The organism is Pseudomonas sp. DP-17 (assembly GCF_022380625.1).
GTDB lineage: Bacteria > Pseudomonadota > Gammaproteobacteria > Pseudomonadales > Pseudomonadaceae > Pseudomonas > Pseudomonas nitroreducens_A.
Genome location: NZ_JAKSXG010000009.1, coordinates 209,801 through 225,725 on the forward strand (window position 1 = coordinate 209,801; position 15,925 = coordinate 225,725).

The following is a 15,925-nucleotide window of genomic DNA, read 5'->3' on the forward strand; positions in this document are numbered from 1 at the left end:
GTACGAGGGGGCCGGGGGCTGTCGCGATATGCCGCCCGGGCTGTCGCCGACGGCCGTGGCCGGCGGCGGGCAAGGGACTAGGATCCTTGTTCATAAGCATAACGATTCGGTCGCGCCATGAACTACATCCTCTTCGCCGTGCCCTTCTTTTTCCTTCTGATCGCCATTGAGCTTCTCGCCGATCGCTGGCGCGGCCTGCGCACCTACCGCCTGAGCGATGCGCTGAACAGCCTCAGCGCCGGGGTGCTGTCCACTACCAGCGGCCTGCTGACCAAGGGCCTGGCACTGGTAACCTACACCCTGGCCTGGCAGCAGCTCGCGCTGGTCGAGTTGTCGGCCAAGAGTCTGTGGGTCTGGGTGTTCGCCTTTGTCTTCTATGACTTCTGCTACTACTGGAACCACCGCCTGGGCCATGAGCGCAACGTGCTCTGGGCTGCGCACTCCGTGCACCACCAGAGTGAGGATTACAACCTCTCCACCGCGCTGCGGCAAACCAGCACCGGCTTCATCTTCGGCTGGATCTTCTACCTGCCGATGGCCATTGTCGGCGTGCCGCCGCTGGTATTTCTGACTGTCGGTGCGCTGAACCTGCTCTACCAGTTCTGGGTGCACACCCGGCACATCCCCAAGCTGGGCTGGTTCGAGTGGGTCTTCATCACCCCGTCCAACCACCGAGTGCACCACGCCCAGAACCCTGTCTACATGGATCGCAACTACGGCGGCGTGTTCATTATCTGGGACCGGCTGTTCGGCACCTTCCAGGAGGAGCTGGACGAGGAGCCGGTGATTTTCGGGGTGACCGTGCCGCTGGCCAGCTGGAACCCTCTGTGGGCGAACCTGCAGGTCTATGCGCACCTGTGGAACGATGCGCGCCGCACCGGCAGTATCGGGGACAAGCTGCGCATCTGGTTCATGCGCACCGGCTGGCGCCCCGAGGATGTTGCCCAGCGCTACCCCATGGTCAAGCCGGACCTGGCAGCCTTCCGCAAATTCGACGTGCCGCTGACGCGCGGCCGGCAGTGGTACGCCGGGCTTCAGTTCGCCACCTACGTGGTGGTCGGCACCTGGTTGCTGGGCGTCGGGGAGCACTGGCAGACACTGCCGCTGGTGATCGGTTGGAGCTGGATGGCTTTCGGGCTTTACACCATCGGTTGCTGGCTGGAGAGCCGTAGCTGGGCGCTGCGCCTGGAGCTGCTGCGCTTGGTGCTGAACATGCCGGCAGTGGCGGCACTGGCATGGGGTGGGATCGAGCTGCCGCAGTGGGCGCCGTGGGCGTTGGCGGTCTACTCGTTGCTCAGCCTGATCGGTCTGCTGGGCCTGCAGCGCGCCGAACGGCTGCCGCAGGCGGACTGATTGCCCGGCGTGGTCAGTCGGTCTTGCTGGCCTTGAAGCGGCGGCGCAGCCAGAACAGCAGGCCGATGACCACCAGGCCACCGAGGACCATGAGTTCGTACTTCTTGATGTTGCCCAGCACGCCCTCGAGCACGCTGCCGAAGTAGAAGGCAGCGCTGCCCAGCACAGTCGCCCAGACAATGGCGCCGATGCCGTTGAGCAGGAGGTAGCGCGCCGGCGGGTAGCCGGACAGGCCGATCGCCACCGGCATCACCGTTCGCAAGCCATAGACGAAACGGAAGCTCAGCACCCACAGGTCGGGGTGCTTGCGCACGTGCTCCAGTGCCCTGTCGCCCATCTTCTGCCAGCTCGGTTTGCGCGCGAGCAGCTTGCGACCGTGGCGACGGCCGAGGAAATACCAGAGCTGGTCACCCGCGTAACTGCCGAAGAAAGCCACCGCGATGACGTACTCCAGCTGCATGTAGCCGCGGAATGCCAGGAAGCCGGCCAGGACCAGAATGGTCTCACCCTCGAAGAACGTGCCGAGAAACAGCGCGAAGTAGCCGAAATCCTGCAGGAATTGTTGGAGCATTATCGAGGCAACGCAGCGAAATGAACGCGAAGCCTAACTCGGTTGTGGCCCGCAGGGAAGGCACTCCAGTCTGCACAACTGACCTGGAACAAGTCCGTGCCGGTGCAGAGCGGTGGGATGCCGCTGCGGCAGGATGCCGCGACCAAGGGTCACTGTTACCGGTTGTTACCAATCGGTCATAATTCAAGGCTATAACTGTCAGACTGTGCCTGCTGTATCAGGCCCTGGAGTACGCCGTGAGCTTCATTCCCGCCGATCGTGCCTTCCCCTTCACTCGTCTGCGTCGCAACCGCCGTGACGAATTTTCCCGCCGTCTGGTGCGGGAAAACGTCCTGACCACCAACGACCTGATCCTTCCGGTGTTCGTCCTCGACGGCAAGAACCAGCGTGAAGCGGTACCCTCGATGCCGGGTGTGGAGCGCATGTCCATCGACCTGCTGCTCAAGGAAGCCGAAGAACTGGTGGAACTGGGCATCCCGGCCCTGGCGCTGTTCCCGGTGACGCCGCTGGAAAAGAAATCCCTCGATGGCGCCGAAGCCTTCAATCCCGACGGCATCGCCCAGCGCGCCACCCGCGCCCTGCGCGAGCGCTTCCCGGAACTGGGCATCATCACCGACGTGGCGCTGGACCCGTTCACCAGTCACGGCCAGGACGGCATCCTCGACGAAGACGGCTACGTCCTGAACGATATTTCCGTCGATGTGCTGGTCAAACAGGCGCTTTCCCACGCCGAAGCCGGCGCCCAGGTGGTGGCTCCCTCGGACATGATGGACGGTCGCATCGGCGCGATCCGCGAGGCCCTGGAATCCACCGGCCACATCAACACCCGCATCATGGCCTACTCGGCCAAGTACGCCAGCGCCTACTACGGCCCGTTCCGCGATGCCGTCGGCTCCGCCGCCAACCTGGGCAAGGGCAACAAGGCCACCTACCAGATGGACCCGGCCAACAGCGACGAAGCGCTGCACGAGATCTACGCCGACCTCGCCGAAGGCGCCGACATGATCATGGTCAAGCCGGGCATGCCCTATCTCGACATCGTTCGCCGGGCCAAGGACGAATTCCGCGCGCCGACCTTTGTCTACCAGGTCAGTGGCGAGTACGCGATGCACATGGCCGCGATCAACAACGGCTGGCTCAGCGAGGCGGTGATCCTGGAATCGCTGCTGGCCTTCAAACGCGCCGGCGCAGATGGCATCCTGACCTACTTCGCCAAGCGCGCGGCGCAACAATTGAAAAAAAATTAAAAGTGCGGGCTGAGTCCCGTCGATGAGACCTGCGATGAATACCGAAGGCATTAGCGAAACCGAAGTTATCGAAGCTGACACCACCGCTGAAATCACCGAAGTCGTCGTGGAAGAGGTCGTCGAGTCGACGCCGCCGCCCGTCGAGCCGGCGGTGCCGGCGATCAACGTGGACGACAGTGCCCTCTACATTCATCGCGAGCTCTCGCAGCTGCAGTTCAACATCCGCGTGCTGGAGCAGGCGCTGGATGAGTCCTATCCCCTGCTGGAACGCCTGAAGTTCCTGCTGATCTTCTCCAGCAACCTCGACGAATTTTTCGAAATCCGCGTCGCCGGCCTGAAGAAGCAGATCACCTTTGCCCGCGAGCAGGCCGGCGCCGACGGCCTCCTGCCGCATCAGGCGCTGGCGCGCATCAGCGAGCAGGTGCACGAGCAGGTCGCCCGCCAGTACAGCATCCTCAACGACATCCTGTTGCCGGAGCTGGCCAAGCACGACATTCGCTTCATCCGCCGCCGTTACTGGACGCCGAAGATCAAGGCCTGGGTCCGCCGCTTCTTCCGCGACGAGATCGCACCCATCGTCACCCCGATCGGCCTCGATCCGACCCACCCGTTCCCGCTGCTGGTGAACAAGAGCCTGAACTTCATGGTCGAGCTCGAGGGCCTGGACGCCTTCGGCCGCGACTCGGGCCTGGCGATCATCCCGGCGCCGCGCTCGCTGCCGCGGATCATCCGCCTGCCCGAAGATGTCGCCGGTCCCGGGGACAACTACGTGTTCCTCTCGTCGATGATCCACGCCCACGCCGACGACCTGTTCCACGGCATGAAGGTGAAGGGCTGCTACCAGTTCCGCCTGACCCGTAACGCCGACCTCTCGGTAGACGCCGAGGACGTCGAGGACCTGGCCCGCGCCCTGCGCGGCGAGCTGTTCTCGCGCCGCTACGGTGACGCGGTGCGCCTGGAAGTGGTGGATACCTGCCCGGTGCCGCTGTCCAACTACCTGCTCAAGCAGTTCGGCCTGTCCGAGACCGAGCTGTACCGCGTCAGCGGCCCGGTCAACCTGACCCGCCTGTTCAGCGTCACCAGTCTGGCCAGCCACCCAGAGCTGCAGTCACCGCCGTTCACCCCGGCGATCCCCAAGCTGCTGCAGAAGAAGGAAAACCTGTTCAACGTCCTGGGCAAGCTCGACGTGCTGCTGATGCACCCGTTCGAGTCCTTCACCCCGGTGGTCGACCTGCTGCGCCAGGCCGCCAAGGACCCCAGCGTGCTGGCGATCAAGCAGACGCTGTATCGTTCCGGGGCCAACTCCGAGATCGTCGACGCGCTGGTGGAAGCGGCGCGCAACGGCAAGGAAGTCACCGTGGTGATCGAGCTGCGGGCGCGCTTCGACGAAGAGTCCAACCTGCAGCTGGCCAGCCGTCTGCAGCAGGCGGGCGCGGTGGTGATCTATGGCGTGGTCGGCTTCAAGACCCACGCCAAGATGATGTTGATCCTGCGTCGCGAGGACGGCGAACTGCGCCGCTATGCGCACCTGGGGACCGGCAACTACCACGCCGGCAATGCCCGCCTGTACACCGACTACAGCCTGCTGACTGCCGACGTGGCGCTCTGCGAGGACCTGCACAAGCTGTTCAACCAGCTGATCGGCATGGGCAAGACCCTGCGCATGAAAAAGCTCCTGCACGCGCCCTTCACCCTGAAGAAGAACCTGCTGGAGATGATCAACCGCGAGGCCGCCCAGGCGGCCGAGGGCAAGCCGGCGCACATCATGGCCAAGGTCAACTCGCTGACCGACGCCAAGGTCATCCGCGCGCTGTACAAGGCCAGCCAGGCCGGCGTGAAGATCGACCTGGTGGTGCGTGGCATGTGCTGCCTGCGTCCGGGCGTGCCGGGCGTGTCGCACAACATCCAGGTGCGCTCGATCATCGGCCGCTTCCTGGAGCACAGCCGGATCTACTACTTCCTCAACGGTGGCGAGGAGAAGCTCTATCTTTCCAGCGCCGACTGGATGGAACGCAACCTCGACATGCGTGTGGAGACCTGCTTCCCGGTGGAAGGCAAGAAGCTCGTGCTGCGGGTGAAGAAGGAGCTGGAGTCCTACCTGACCGACAACACCCAGGCCTGGGTACTGCAGTCCGACGGCAGCTACGTGCGCCAGAGCCCCAGCGGCAACCAGAACGCCCGCAACGCCCAGGCGACCCTGCTGGAGCGCCTGTGCACGCCGGTGATCAGCGGTCGCTGATCCCTCCGGGTGGTATCGAAAGCCCTGTCGCTTGCGGCGGGGCTTTTTTGTGCGCGTCCGGAAATCGTTGTGCGGGCGGTGGGCGATCGCGGACGAAGTCCGCTCCTACGCGGCGTGATGGCTCGGAGTGGGCATTTGCGCCGTATGAGCGGACTCTGTCCGCGATTGGGTGGGCGAAACGAAAAGGCCCCGGCGTTTGCGCGCCGGGGCCGTTGTCGTTCGCGGTCGCGATCAGCTCACGCTGAGCGAATACCCTACGCGCTTGAGCCACTCGGCTTCCTGTTCGAAGTCGGCCTGGGTCAGCGGGTTGGCTTCCAGCCAGCCTTTGGGGAAGCTGACGCTGAGCGACTTGCCGGAGGCCTTCAGGGCCACCGCCGGCATTTCCTGGGTGCCGCGGATGTGGTGGAAGAGGATGGCGAAGCGCAGCACGATGCACAGGCGGATCAGCTTGTCGCCTTCGTCGCCCAGCTCGTTGAACTTGTCCACCGGGATGTTGCGGCGGTGGCCGCGCACCAGCAGCGCCAGGGTCAGCTGGTCCAGGCGTGAGAAGCCGGCCAGGTCCGAGTGCTCCAGCAGGTAGGCGCCGTGCTTGTGGTAGTGGTAGTGGGCGATGTCCAGGCCCAGCTCGTGCACGCGGGCGGCCCACATCAGCAGTTCGCGGTGCCCTTCGTCGTTGAGGTCCCAGGCCTTGGCGACCTGGTCCAGCGATTCCAGCGCCTTGGCCTCGACGCGCGCGGCCTGTTCCGGATCGACGTGGTAGCGCTCCATGAGGGCGCCGATGGTGCGCTCGCGGACGTCCTCGTGGTGGTGGCGGCCCAGCAGGTCGTAGAGCACGCCCTCGCGCAGGGCGCCTTCGGAGTGGGTCATGCGCGTCAGTTCGAGGGCGTCGAACAGCGCCTCGAGGATCGCCATGCCGGCCGGGAAGATCGGCCGGCGGTCCGGCTTGATGCCGTCGATGTCGAGCTTCTCGACCTCGCCCAGCTTGAACATCTTGCGCTTGAGCCAGGCCAGGCCTTCGGGGTTGATCTCGCCGTTGCCGTGGCCGCCGGCCTGGATCGCCAGGCAGATCGCGCGGATGGTGCCGGAGGCGCCAACGGCCTCGTCCCAGCCCAGGCGGCGCAGGCTGTTCTCGATGCTCATCAGCTCCAGGCGGGCCGAGGTGTAGGCCTGAGCGTAGCGTGCCGGGGTGATCTTGCCGTCCTTGAAGTAGCGCTGGGTGAAGCTCACGCAGCCCATCTGCAGGCTCTCGCGCAGCTGCGATTCGAACTGCTGGCCGATGATGAACTCGGTGCTGCCGCCGCCGATGTCGACCACCAGGCGCTTGCCGGGGTTGTCCTGCAGGGTGTGGGATACGCCCAGGTAGATCAGGCGCGCCTCTTCACGGCCGGATATGACTTCAACCGGGTGACCGAGGATCTGGTCGGCGACGCGGATGAACTCGGCGCGGTTGCGTGCTTCGCGCAGGGCGTTGGTGCCCACGACACGTACCGAACCCGGCGGCATGCCGTTGATGAACTGGGCGAACTGCTTCAGGCAGTCGTAGCCGCGCTGCATCGCCTCTTCGGTGAGCATGCGGTCTTCGCCGATGCCGGCAGCCAGCTGAACCTTCTCGCCAAGCCGCTCAAGGATACGGATCTCGCCGTGATCGGCCTTCGCCAAAACCATGTGGAAACTGTTCGAGCCAAGGTCAATGGCCGCGATCATCGGAAAGGTCTTGGCAGGGGTATGGGGCATAGGGGCGGGTCCGGATAAATACGGGAGACATCCTGCCATTTTAGGCAGGTAGTGCCAATCAAGGGGTTGTCACCGATCAGAAGTCACCGCGGCAGCGATAGATAGACTCAATCGGCTGCGCCTTTCGGTGTGGGCCGAGGCGGGATATGATGACGGACACTTTTTCGCATCCGATTGACGGAGAGAATACATGAGCGAACATATCGTCAATGTTACCGATGCCAGCTTCGAGCAGGACGTACTGAAGTCCGACGGTCCCGTGCTGGTCGACTACTGGGCCGAATGGTGCGGCCCGTGCAAGATGATCGCCCCGGTACTCGACGAGATCGCCAAGGACTATCAGGGCAAGCTGAAAGTCTGCAAGCTGAACATCGACGAGAACCAGGATACCCCGCCGAAATACGGCGTGCGTGGCATTCCGACCCTGATGCTGTTCAAGGGCGGCAACGTCGAAGCGACCAAGGTCGGCGCACTGTCCAAGTCGCAGCTGGCTGCCTTCCTCGACAGCAACATCTAAGTCGAAGAAGCCCGAAAAGCCCCGCCAATGCGCGGGGTTTTTTCGTTATTGCCCCTAGACGCTCCGAAACTCGGGTGTTAAATTCGGGCGCACAACGATTATTTCGTTGTTCCCTGCAAGCCGTCGCCGACGCACTTCCCATTCGAATTCCAAGCGATCCTGTCCGTCATCTACGGCGCGGCTCTTCAAGCATCACGCTTGTTCCCTTTTCCCCTTTCAGCGTATTTACGTCCCTTCTATGAATCTGACCGAACTCAAGCAAAAGCCGATTGCCGAATTGCTGGAAATGTCCGATGCCATGGGCCTGGAAAACATGGCTCGTTCGCGCAAACAGGACATCATCTTCGCACTGCTCAAGAAGCACGCGAAAAGCGGCGAGGAAATCTCCGGTGACGGCGTGCTGGAGATTCTCCAGGATGGCTTCGGCTTCCTGCGCTCCGCCGATTCCTCGTACCTGGCCGGCCCGGACGACATCTACGTCTCGCCCAGCCAGATCCGTCGCTTCAACCTGCGCACGGGCGATACCATCATCGGCAAGATTCGGCCGCCCAAGGAAGGCGAGCGTTATTTCGCCCTGCTGAAAGTCGACTCGATCAACTTCGATCGTCCGGAGAACGCGAAGAACAAGATTCTCTTCGAGAACCTGACGCCGCTGTTCCCGACCAAGCGCCTGACCATGGAAGCCGGCAACGGCTCCACCGAGGACCTCACCGGCCGTGTGATCGACCTCTGCTCGCCGATCGGCAAGGGCCAGCGCGGCCTGATCGTCGCCCCGCCGAAAGCGGGCAAGACCATCATGCTGCAGAACATTGCCTCGAACATCACCCGCAACAACCCCGAGTGCCACCTGATCGTCCTGCTGATCGACGAGCGCCCGGAAGAAGTGACCGAGATGCAGCGCACCGTGCGCGGCGAAGTGGTTGCCTCCACCTTCGACGAGCCGCCGACCCGCCACGTGCAGGTCGCCGAGATGGTGATCGAGAAGGCCAAGCGCCTGGTCGAGCACAAGAAGGACGTGATCATCCTGCTCGACTCCATCACCCGTCTGGCCCGTGCCTACAACACCGTGATCCCCAGCTCCGGCAAGGTGCTCACCGGTGGTGTCGACGCCCACGCCCTGGAAAAGCCCAAGCGCTTCTTCGGCGCGGCGCGCAACATCGAGGAAGGCGGTTCGCTGACCATCCTCGCCACCGCGCTGATCGAAACCGGCTCGAAGATGGACGAAGTGATCTACGAGGAATTCAAGGGTACCGGTAACTCGGAACTGATCCTCGACCGTCGCATCTCGGAAAAACGCGTGTTCCCGGCGATCAACATCAACCGCTCGGGCACCCGTCGCGAAGAGCTGCTCACCGGTGAGGAAGAGCTGCAGCGCATGTGGATCCTGCGCAAGATCCTGCACCCGATGGACGAGATCGCCGCGGTCGAATTCCTGCTGGACAAGCTGCGCCAGACCAAGACGAACGACGAGTTCTTCGACTCGATGAAGCGCAGCAAGTAAGCGCCTCTCGAACCACACAAGGCCGGGGAAACCCGGCCTTCGTGTTTCTGCGCGGCAGCGTTGCGCGGTAGACTGTCGCATCATCCTGCCGCCATCGAGATCCTCATGCAGTATCGCGACCTGCGCGAGTTCATCGCTGCCCTGGAGCAGCGCGGACAGCTCAAGCGCATCCAGGCGCCGGTATCCCCGGTGCTGGAAATGACCGAGGTGTGCGACCGCACCCTGCGCGCCAAGGGCCCGGCCCTGCTGTTCGAAAAGCCCACCGGCTTCGACATGCCCGTGCTCGGCAACCTGTTCGGTACGCCCGAGCGCGTCGCCTTAGGGATGGGCGCCGAGGATGTCTCCGAGCTGCGCGAGATCGGCAAGCTGCTGGCCTTCCTCAAGGAACCCGAGCCGCCCAAGGGGCTGAAGGACGCCTGGTCCAAGCTGCCGATCTTCAAGAAGGTCATCAACATGGCGCCCAAGGTCCTGAAGGACGCGCCGTGCCAGGAAGTGATCGAGGAGGGCGATGCTGTCGACCTGTCGAAGCTGCCGGTGCAGACCTGCTGGCCCGGCGACGTCGCGCCGCTGATTACCTGGGGTCTGACCGTCACCCGCGGGCCGAACAAGGAACGGCAGAACCTGGGCATCTACCGCCAGCAGGTGATCGGCCGCAACAAGGTGATCATGCGCTGGCTCAGTCATCGTGGCGGCGCGCTGGACTTCCGCGAGTGGTGCCAGAAGCATCCCGGCCAGCCTTATCCGGTGGCCGTGGCCCTGGGCGCGGACCCGGCGACCATCCTCGGCGCCGTTACCCCGGTGCCGGACAACCTCTCCGAATACGCCTTTGCCGGCCTGCTGCGCGGGCACAAGACCGAGCTGGTCAAGTGCATCGGCAATGACCTGCAGGTGCCGGCCAGCGCCGAGATCGTCCTCGAAGGGGTGATTCATCCCGGCGAGATGGCCGATGAAGGCCCGTACGGCGACCACACCGGTTACTACAACGAGGTGGACCGCTTCCCGGTGTTCACCGTCGAGCGCATCACCCGCCGGCAGAAACCGATCTACCACAGCACCTACACCGGCCGCCCGCCGGACGAGCCGGCAATCCTCGGCGTGGCGCTGAACGAAGTCTTCGTGCCGATCCTGCAGAAGCAGTTCCCCGAGATCACCGACTTCTACCTGCCGCCCGAAGGCTGCTCCTACCGCATGGCGGTGGTGACCATGAAGAAGCAGTACCCCGGCCACGCCAAGCGCGTGATGCTCGGTGTCTGGTCGTTCCTGCGACAGTTCATGTACACCAAGTTCGTTATCGTCACCGACGACGACATCAACGCCCGCGACTGGAACGACGTGATCTGGGCCATTACCACGCGCATGGACCCCAAGCGCGACACGGTGATGATCGACAACACCCCGATCGACTACCTGGACTTCGCCTCGCCGATCTCCGGCCTGGGTTCGAAGATGGGCCTGGACGCCACCCACAAGTGGCCGGGCGAGACCAGCCGCGAATGGGGCCGGGTGATCGAGAAGGACCCGGCGGTGACCCGCCGCGTCGACGAAATCTGGGCGAGCCTGGGCATCGACTGACGGGCCGTCGAACACCAAGGGCGGCGATGCGCCAGGGGCCGCCCTCAGAGAAGAATGAGAACAGCGCTTGAAAGTGACCTTGCAACCCTCTGGCGCCCAGCTTGAGCTGAAGCCCGGAGAACGTATCCTCGACGGTGCGCGGCGCCTGGGCTACGAGTGCCCGCAGAGCTGCCGCAACGGCAACTGCCACATCTGCGCGGCGCTGCTGGTGGAAGGCCGCGTGCGCCAGGACGGCGAGGTGCGCGACCATGGCGAGCTCTTCACCTGCCTGGCCGAGCCGCTGGAAGATTGTGTGCTGCACTGGGACGGCGTGCTGGCACCCGGCGAGTTGCCGGTGCGCAAGCTGTCCTGCCAGCTGACTCTCTGCGAGCCGGTGGGTGGCGATGTCTGGCGCGTGCGCCTGCGTGCGCCGGCCGGCAAGCCCCCGCGTTACCACGCCGGGCAGTACCTGCTGATCGAGCGCGACAAAAGCGATCCGGCGGCCTTCTCGCTGGCCTCCGCACCGCAGGAAGGGCGAGACCTGGAACTGCACATCCTGGCCCGCGAGAACAGCGCCATCGACCTGCTGGCGCAGCTGCAGCGCGACCGCTTCGCCCGCGTGCAGATGCCCTTCGGCGACGCGCACCTGGCCGACCTGCCGGACGGCCCGCTGGTGCTGATCGCCGCCGGCACCGGGATGGCGCAGATGCACAGCCTGATCGAGTTCTGCCGTGCCACCGGCTTTGCCCACCCGGTCCACCTGTACTGGGGCGTGCGTCGCCCGGAAGACTTCTACGAGCTGCCGCACTGGGAGCAGTGGGAAAGCGTGCCCAACCTGCATCTGCACAGGATCGTCAGCGACCTGTGCGGCTGGCAGGGGCGCTGCGGTTTGCTGCATGAAGCGGTGTGCGAGGACTTCGCCGAGCTGTCCGGCCTGCGCGTCTACGCCAGCGGCTCGCCGGCGATGGTCTACGGCACGCTGGATGCGTTGGTCGCCGCTGGCATGGACCCGCACCAGATGCGCGCCGACGTCTTCGCCTACGCGCCGCGCGGCTGACTCCACGAGAGTTCGGGGGCTGCTTTTTGTAGGAGCGAGCTTGCTCGCGAACCCGCCCAGCACCGACGCCGCCGGGAACATCTTTCGCGAGCAAGCTCGCTCCTACACGTCTCGCTGCGCGACGAACCTCATGCGGATGTGCCGGTGGAGAATTCTTCCTGCAGCGCGGCGCGAATCCACTCCTCGAACCAGGCCACGTCGGCGCTCACCGCGCCGGTGGGCAGCAGCAGCTGGTAGCTCTCCAGCGGTACTTCCTCGGGCAGTGGCCGCACCAGCGTGCCGGCGGCGAGCTGGTGCTTGACCAGCACCAGGTTGGCCAGGGCGATGCCGTGGCCGGCCTCGGCCATGGACAGCGCGTGGTCGTTGCTGACATAGAGCACGTCGGAGTTCACCCGCAGGTCCAGCCCGATGGTGGACAGCCAGAGGTTCCACCATTCGCCGTCATCGACGTGGATGAGCTTGTGCTGCGCCAGCTCGTGCACGCTGGTCAGCGGGCCATGCTGTTCGAGGTAGGAGGGTGAGCACACCGGGAAAACCGCCGGCCGCACCAGCGTGCTGTGGCACTGCGGATAGACGCCGGGAAGCCCATAGACAATCCCCAGATCGGCGCTTTTGCCGTCCACTTCGGTGAAAGTCGGGTTGGGTTCCACCGCCACCTTCAGACCCGGGCGCTGCTGGCGCAGGGTCTCCAGGCGCGGCATCAGCCAGCGCTTGGCGAAGGCCGGCACCACCAGGATCTTCAGCCAGCGCGCGGTGCCGCCGGGAGCCAGCTCATGGCCGGCATCGGCGATCTGCTGCAGGGCTGTGGATATCTTCGCGTAGTAACGCTGCCCGGCCGGCGTCAGGGTCACCCCTCGCGGAGTGCGCTCGAACAGCTGCACGCCCAGCCAGTCCTCCAGCAGCTTCACGTGACGGCCAATCGCTGGCTGCGTCACATGCAGGTCTTTGGAGGCGGCGACGTAGCTGCCCAGCCGCGCGGCGGCCTCGAAGGCGCGGACGGCATTGAGCGGCGGAAGACGCTGGATGGACATGGACGCAAGTCTCGGTGGCGAGCCCGGGTATCAGCTCAGCTATTAATTTATTTAACAGCGAATGTAAGAAAATTGAGCTTTTCGCTCAACCACCTTTCTTTGAATATCGGCTCCAGCAGCATCACCACAATATCGAGCCGAACCCACGGCCAGCGCTGCATCCAGCGTCTACTCCAGCCCTGCCAGAACAACTACAAGATCCCCCGGCCGCAAGCCATGCGGCAAACGGGAAGGATGCGGAGGTTTCACCATGAATGCCCTGCACAGCCTGCAGACGGCGGCGGTCTCTATCCGCTCCGTGCGCAAGGTCTACGGCGACCCGGCCAGCGGTCCCGTCGCGCTCAAATGCGTCGACCTGGACATCCGCGACAACGAGTTCTTCACCCTGCTCGGTCCTTCGGGCTGCGGCAAGACCACCCTGCTGCGGATGATCGCCGGCTTCGAATTCCCCACCTCCGGGGAAATCCAGCTCTACGGCGAGAACATCGCCGACCGGCCGCCGTTCGAGCGCCCGGTCAACACGGTGTTCCAGCACTACGCGTTGTTCCCGCACATGACCATCGCCGAGAACCTCGCCTTCGGCCTGGAATCCCACCCGATGGGCCAGCGCATGAGCAAGGCGCAGGTCGCCGAGCGCGTCCGCGAGATGCTCGCCCTGGTGCAGATGGAACGCTTCGCCCAGCGCAAGCCGACCCAGCTTTCCGGCGGTCAGCAGCAGCGCGTCGCCCTGGCTCGCGCGTTGGCGCCGCATCCCAAGGTGCTGCTGCTCGACGAGCCACTTTCCGCCCTCGATCTCAAGCTGCGCCAGGCCATGCGCGAAGAGCTCAAGGCGATCCAGTCCAAGACCGGCATCACCTTCATCTTCGTCACCCATGACCAGGAAGAAGCCCTGACCATGTCCGATCGCATCGCCGTGCTCTCCGAGGGCGAGGTGCAGCAGGTCGGCCGTCCCGACGACATCTACGAACACCCGCGCAACCGCTTCGTCGCCGATTTCATCGGCGAGACCAACTTCCTCCCGGCCCGCGTCGAGAACTTCGACGGTGAGCGCGCGTACTACCGGATTGCCGGCGACCAGCTGATCGAGGCCGGCAGCCGCGAAGGCCTGAAGGTCGGCGCCGAGGTCACCCTGTCGATCCGTCCGGAGCGCCTGCAGCTGGTGGCCGAAGACGCCTTGTCCGCCACGCCCTGCACTGTCGTCCAGCAGATCTACCTGGGCACCGACCTGCAGTACCAGGTCGAGCTCCAGGACGGCAGCAAGTTGACCGTGCGCGCGCCCAACAGCGCCGGCCAGCGTGGCCGCCTGGTAGCCGGGCAACGCGCCGGGCTGCTGTTCGAAAAAGGCAGCGCCAGCGTCCTGGTGGACTGAGCGGAGGTGAGCATGAACCGGTTATCCACAACCTCCGGCAATGCGCTGGAGCGGCGCCAGGCGCTGCGCAGCTTCCTCGGCGTATCGCCCGCACTGGTCTCCATCGGGCTGTTCCTGATCGTGCCGATCTTCATCGTGGTCGGTTACTCGCTGATGCAGGCCAACCCCTACGGCGGGGTGAACCCGCACTTCAGCGTCGACGCCTACGTCTCGCTGCTGTTCGAGCGCCAGCTCGACGACAGCCTGGCCTTCGCCGACTCGTACATGGTGATCGCGCTGCGCTCCATCGGCATCGCCGCGGCGACCACCGTCATCACCCTGCTGGTGGGCTTCCCGGTGGCGGTGTGGCTGGCGATGCAGCCGGCGCACCGCCGCGGCCTGCTGATCTTCCTGATCACCGTGCCGTTCTGGGCCAACCTGCTGATCCGCACCTATGCCTGGATCCTGCTGCTGCGCGGCACCGGCGTGGTCAACGGCACGCTGATGAGCCTGGGCGTGATCAACCAGCCGCTGAACCTGCTCTATACCGACGGCGCGGTGCTGCTGGGCCTGGTCTACACCTATGCGCCCTTCGTCGTGCTGCCGATCTACGCCACCCTCGAGAAAATGGACATGCGTCTGCTCGAAGCGGCCCAGGACCTCTACGCCGGGCGCGTGCGCACCCTGCGCAAGGTCGTCCTGCCGATCGCCCGTCCGGGCATCCTGGCTGGCGCCATCCTCACCTTCGTTCCGTGCCTGGGCGCGATGATCGCCCCCGAGCTGCTCGGCGGCGGCACCAAGATGATGCTCGGCAACCTGATCTTCCGGCAGTTCAGCGACTCGCGGAACTGGCCCTTCGGCGCGGCGCTGTCGCTGGTGCTGATGGGCGCGGTGATGCTGGTGCTGATGTTCTACGCGATGCGCGCCGAACGCCTGCGCATTGCCCGGGGAGGTGAATGATGCTCTCGCTGCTGACCAAGCGCCGCCTTGGCGTACAGGATTTCCGTGGCTTCGGCGTCCTGAGCTTCCTGTTCTACCTGTACCTCTACGCGCCCATCGTGGTGCTGGTGGTGCTCTCGTTCAACGCCAACCAGTCCGCCACCGTGTGGACCGGCTTCAGCCTCGACTGGTACCGCGCCGCCTTTGCCAACCAGGCACTGCGCCAGGCCGCCGGCAACAGCCTGCTGATCGCCGTGTGCGCCAGTGTGATTGCCACCGCAATCGCCACCCTGGCCGCGCTGGGCACCTCTCGCGGAGCCAAGTTCAAGGGCCTGCGCCTGTCCATGGGGACGATTATGCTGCCGCTGGTGCTGCCGGAGATCGTGGTCGGCGTCGCCACCCTGGCGCTGTTCTCCACCCTCGGCCTGTCGCTGGGCTACGGCAACCTGATCATCGCCCACACGGTGTTCTGTATCCCGTTCGCCTACCTGCCGATCCGCGCCCGCCTCAACGACATGGACCTGTCCCTGGAGCAGGCCGCCGCCGATCTCTACGCCGGCCCCTGGCGGACTTTCCGCAAGGTCACCCTGCCGCTGCTGATGCCGGGGATCTTCTCCGGGCTGATGCTGGCCTTCATCGTCTCGCTGGATAACTTCGTGATCTCGATGATGGTCTCCCAGGCTGGCACCACCACCTTGCCGATCTTCATCTTCGGCCTGCTGCGCATGGGCGTGACGCCCGATGTGAACGCGGTGTCGACCCTGATCCTCGGCGTTTCCGTGCTGTTCGTAACCCTGTCGTTCCTGCTCGGCAAGAAGAAGGCCTGAGCCCACATAC

The 15,925-nt window shown here is 64.7% G+C and carries 13 protein-coding genes; 10 read left to right on the top strand and 3 right to left on the bottom strand.

Features of this window, described 5'->3' with window-relative positions; genetic code table 11:
- Positions 1–117 precede the first annotated feature (117 nt).
- Positions 118–1,353, top strand: a complete 1,236-nt coding sequence (locus MJ122_RS15470; RefSeq protein WP_239744739.1) for a sterol desaturase family protein — start codon at positions 118–120, stop codon at positions 1,351–1,353.
- Between the two features lie 13 nt (positions 1,354–1,366).
- Here MJ122_RS15470 and MJ122_RS15475 read toward each other — a convergent pair whose 3' ends face one another.
- On the bottom strand, positions 1,367–1,927 hold the full coding sequence (locus MJ122_RS15475) for a DedA family protein (protein WP_239744864.1): 561 nt from the start codon (positions 1,925–1,927) through the stop codon (positions 1,367–1,369).
- 233 nt (positions 1,928–2,160) lie between these two features.
- Here MJ122_RS15475 and hemB point away from each other — a divergent pair, with 233 nt between their 5' ends.
- The gene (gene hemB, locus MJ122_RS15480; RefSeq protein ID WP_088415880.1) at positions 2,161–3,171 is read left to right on the top strand and encodes a porphobilinogen synthase; all 1,011 of its coding nucleotides are present in this window, start codon (positions 2,161–2,163) and stop codon (positions 3,169–3,171) included.
- A 34-nt stretch (positions 3,172–3,205) separates the two neighbouring features.
- Complete coding sequence (gene ppk1 / locus MJ122_RS15485; protein WP_239744740.1) at positions 3,206–5,410, top strand: polyphosphate kinase 1; 2,205 nt, start codon at positions 3,206–3,208, stop codon at positions 5,408–5,410.
- 231 nt (positions 5,411–5,641) lie between these two features.
- Here ppk1 and ppx read toward each other — a convergent pair whose 3' ends face one another.
- Entirely contained in the window at positions 5,642–7,144 is a 1,503-nt protein-coding gene (gene ppx, locus MJ122_RS15490) for an exopolyphosphatase (RefSeq protein WP_088415882.1), read from the bottom strand.
- Between the two features lie 190 nt (positions 7,145–7,334).
- Here ppx and trxA point away from each other — a divergent pair, with 190 nt between their 5' ends.
- The 4 genes from trxA to MJ122_RS15510 all read left to right on the top strand — a co-directional run bounded on the left by trxA (position 7,335) and on the right by MJ122_RS15510 (position 11,770).
- Positions 7,335–7,661: a thioredoxin TrxA gene (trxA, locus tag MJ122_RS15495; RefSeq protein ID WP_015475045.1), complete on the top strand. Its 327-nt coding sequence runs from the start codon at positions 7,335–7,337 to the stop codon at positions 7,659–7,661.
- A 238-nt stretch (positions 7,662–7,899) separates the two neighbouring features.
- Positions 7,900–9,162, top strand: coding sequence for a transcription termination factor Rho (rho, locus tag MJ122_RS15500; protein ID WP_015475046.1), 1,263 nt, complete (start codon positions 7,900–7,902; stop codon positions 9,160–9,162).
- Positions 9,163–9,267: 105 nt separating this feature from the next.
- Positions 9,268–10,734, top strand: a complete 1,467-nt coding sequence (ubiD, locus tag MJ122_RS15505) for a 4-hydroxy-3-polyprenylbenzoate decarboxylase (RefSeq protein WP_088415883.1) — start codon at positions 9,268–9,270, stop codon at positions 10,732–10,734.
- A gap of 67 nt (positions 10,735–10,801) precedes the next feature.
- A complete protein-coding gene (locus tag MJ122_RS15510; protein WP_239744741.1) occupies positions 10,802–11,770 on the top strand; it encodes a CDP-6-deoxy-delta-3,4-glucoseen reductase in 969 nt (322 codons plus the stop codon).
- A 128-nt stretch (positions 11,771–11,898) separates the two neighbouring features.
- On the opposite strand, the gene MJ122_RS15515 is transcribed toward MJ122_RS15510, so the two are convergent.
- Complete coding sequence (locus MJ122_RS15515) at positions 11,899–12,801, bottom strand: LysR substrate-binding domain-containing protein (RefSeq protein ID WP_239744742.1); 903 nt, start codon at positions 12,799–12,801, stop codon at positions 11,899–11,901.
- A 250-nt stretch (positions 12,802–13,051) separates the two neighbouring features.
- On the opposite strand from MJ122_RS15515, the gene MJ122_RS15520 reads away from it, so the two are divergent.
- From MJ122_RS15520 to MJ122_RS15530, 3 genes are read left to right on the top strand one after another with little or no spacing between them, the layout of a single operon-like run.
- Positions 13,052–14,170 carry an ABC transporter ATP-binding protein gene (locus MJ122_RS15520; RefSeq protein WP_088415886.1) on the top strand — a complete coding sequence of 373 codons (1,119 nt, stop codon included), beginning with the start codon at positions 13,052–13,054 and terminating at the stop codon, positions 14,168–14,170.
- Positions 14,171–14,182: 12 nt separating this feature from the next.
- Positions 14,183–15,109: an ABC transporter permease gene (locus MJ122_RS15525; protein WP_239744743.1), complete on the top strand. Its 927-nt coding sequence runs from the start codon at positions 14,183–14,185 to the stop codon at positions 15,107–15,109.
- Positions 15,109–15,915: an ABC transporter permease gene (locus tag MJ122_RS15530; protein ID WP_172419161.1), complete on the top strand. Its 807-nt coding sequence runs from the start codon at positions 15,109–15,111 to the stop codon at positions 15,913–15,915. The genes MJ122_RS15525 and MJ122_RS15530 overlap by 1 nt, the downstream gene beginning before the upstream one ends.
- The last annotated feature ends 10 nt before the right edge of the window (positions 15,916–15,925 follow it).